The organism is Streptomyces sp. NPDC046727 (assembly GCF_040645635.1).
Lineage (GTDB): Bacteria > Actinomycetota > Actinomycetes > Streptomycetales > Streptomycetaceae > Streptomyces.
In genome coordinates this window covers 1-2,736 of the sequence record NZ_JBEYYR010000087.1, presented here as the reverse complement: position 1 = coordinate 2,736, position 2,736 = coordinate 1, and the positions used below count along the sequence as shown (strand labels likewise).

Below are 2,736 nucleotides of genomic sequence, written 5' to 3'. Positions count from 1 at the left end.
GTCGGTGTGGCCGAAGCCGGAGTAGTAGGCGATGACGACGGACGGCTTCTTGGACATGGCGAGTGCCTCCGGGAAAGGAACGTGGACGTGGTCAGAGGGGTGGGGGCTATGCCTCAAGGACCTGCGCGACCCGGCGGTCCGGGCGGACGAGGATTCCCCGGGCGCTCTCGGGCACGGTGACCCGGCCGTGCGCGGGCCTGGGCAGCCGGCGCACTTCCCGCACCGGGGGGATCGACGGCTCGATGGCGAGGGTCTCGGGTGCCTCACCCTCGAACAGCACCAGCGTCGAACCGTCGACACGGTCGCTCGGGGGGAGGAACGGGACCGGTCCCTCAGCGGTCCGGAGGGCGGTGGGAACGCGCGCTCCGGCCGTCAGCTCGTAGTGAGCGCCGTTCCAGTGCTCGTCGCCCGGATACAGCTGGCTCCAGGACAGGGCCAGTTCGTCCAGCTCCTGCTGAACGGCCGGCCGGGTCGCGTCGTCCGTCGCCCGGATCCGCTCGATGAACGGTGCGACGAACGTCGTCTTCACTACCTGTGCCGCGTAGGAACGACGTTCCTCATCATATCCCGAAAGCACCCCGGAATTGCCATCCCTCAATGCCGCGAGAATGCGCCAGGACAGTGCGACGGCATCACTGATACCGAGATTCAGTCCCTGCCCGCCGGCCGGCGTGTTCAAATGCGCGGCATCGCCGGCCAGGACGACGTTTCCGGCCACCATACGGTCGGCTATCCGCAGATCCACGGAATAGTGGCTCGTGCGGACGGCCTCCGCCAGCCTCAGACGGCTGCCGAATCCCAGCGTCTCGATCGCCTCGGCGATCCGGCTCCACGGTATGTCGGCGCCGCGGTCCAGGACCAGCCCGGACACCGCAGGACCGGCCACGAGCACCTGGTCGCCGGGGATCGGCATCATGGTGACCATGCCGGTCTCCCCGACATAGATGCCCACCTCGTCCCGGCCGACGAGTTCCTGCGGAACGCCTTCGACGAGCAGATAGCTGGACGTCAGACTGCGGCCGGTCATCGGAATGCCCAAGGACTCCCGCACGGCGCTGCGCGGGCCGTCACTGCCGATCAGGTAGGAACAGTGGATGTCCTCATGACCGTCGAAACGTACCGATATTCCGGTGTCGGTCGCTTCGTGGGAAAGATAGCTGACGCCGCGCTCGATATGCGCGCCGTATTCGAGCGCGTATTTCTCGAGCAGCCCTTCCAGAATCGGCTGCGGCATGTTCCGGTAGCCGTCCTGGAAGGTGTCCATTCCGGTCATCTCGGCGGAGTACGTCCCCGCCCCGCCGACCCGGAAGGTGAACCGTTCGAGAGGGATGCTCCGGGCGTACACATCGTCCAGCAGCCCGAAGGAGTCGAGGAGCTCCAGGGTCGGCGCGTGCAGGACGACCGCCTTGGGCCGGTCGCCGCGGCTGAGCCTGCGCTCCGCGACGAAGACGTTCACCCCGGCACGCGACAGCAGTCCCGCCAGGACCAGCCCGGTCGGCCCGCCGCCGATCACAGCGACGTCGTAGTGCTTCATGCGTTCTCCCGCTTTCAAGAACAGGTGGCGTCGGCGGCTAGGAGGACGACGCGACCTGCTTCGCGTCGTCGGTGGAGGGCGTGACCTTCGCCGGTTCCGGCTTGCTGAAGAAGCGGCCCACGAGGTTCGGGTTGGCGACGAGGAGGATCGCGGAGCACACGAGCACTCCGCCGAGGGCCTGCAGCGCGGTGAGCCGTTCGCCGACCGCCACCCAGCCGAGGATGGCCGCGGTGACCGGGTTCATCAGGGGGAGCGGAGCGGACTGGGAGACCGGCAGCCGCTGGACGCCGGAGAGGAAGAGGGCGAAGCCGAGCGCGCCGACCACGAACGCCGCCCAGGCGAGGCCCGCCAGCTGCTTACCGGTGAAGCTCGGCGGCGCACCCTCCATGAGGAGCGACAGCGGCAGCAGGACGACGGCGGCGCCGAGCAGGGTCCAGCCCGCCGTGGTGAGGCTGTGCACCCCCTCGGGGCGGCCCCACTTGCGCGCCAGGACACTGCCGACACCCATGCTGGAGGCGCTGCCGATGCCGGCCAGGATGCCGATCGCGTCCAGGGTCGCCGAGCTGCGCAGGACGAGCAGCGCGACGCCGGTGACGCCGACCAGGCAGGCGATGTAGTGGTGCGGCCGGATCTTCTCCTTGAGGACCACCGACGCGACGGCGATGGCCACCAGGCTGGACGTCGCGTTCAGCGTGGCCGCGACGCCGCCGGGCAGACGCTGGGCGGAGATCAGCAGGAACAGGGTGAACAGGCCCATGTTGAGCGTGCCCAGCACGAGCGACTTCCACCACCAGTCGCCCCGGGGCAGGCCCGGACGGATCGCCAGCAGCACGAGACCGGCGGGCAGCACCCGCAGGAAGCTGTCCCAGTAGGGGGTGGGCGGCAGGTAGTGGCCGGCGACGTAGAAGAGGGTGCCGCCGATGGCCGGACCGAGTGCGGTGCGGACGAGGAGTGTTGAGTTTTTCATCTGGTGGGCTCCAGGGAGGGGGGTGGTACGGCGCGGTCACGCGTCCGGCGTCCGGAACGATGGCGGCCCTGCGAGGACCTGCTCGAAGTGGCGGCGGGCCGGGGCGAGTCGATGTCTCCCCTGCCGATGAGCGGCGCCGCGGTCGGGGTCAGGCGGTGGTGTTGAGGGCTTCGCGGCCGGCGAGGACGATGGCGGTGTGGTGGGCGACGCGTTCGCCGAGGTGTTCGGCGGTGGC

2 protein-coding genes are annotated in these 2,736 nt (G+C 69.5%); both read right to left on the bottom strand.

The window, feature by feature from the left end; translation table 11 throughout:
• Positions 1-106: 106 nt before the first annotated feature.
• Positions 107-1,534, bottom strand: a complete 1,428-nt coding sequence (locus ABZ937_RS42710) for an FAD-dependent monooxygenase (RefSeq protein ID WP_361701072.1) — start codon at positions 1,532-1,534, stop codon at positions 107-109.
• 37 nt (positions 1,535-1,571) lie between these two features.
• Positions 1,572-2,501 carry a DMT family transporter gene (locus tag ABZ937_RS42705; protein ID WP_361701069.1) on the bottom strand — a complete coding sequence of 310 codons (930 nt, stop codon included), beginning with the start codon at positions 2,499-2,501 and terminating at the stop codon, positions 1,572-1,574.
• Positions 2,502-2,736: the final 235 nt, after the last annotated feature.

Coding starts and splice junctions, on each gene's coding strand:
- ABZ937_RS42710 (WP_361701072.1), bottom strand. CDS start 1,534: ATGAAGCACTACGACGTCGCTGTGATCGGCGGCGGGCCGACCGGGCTG.
- ABZ937_RS42705 (WP_361701069.1), bottom strand. CDS start 2,501: ATGAAAAACTCAACACTCCTCGTCCGCACCGCACTCGGTCCGGCCATC.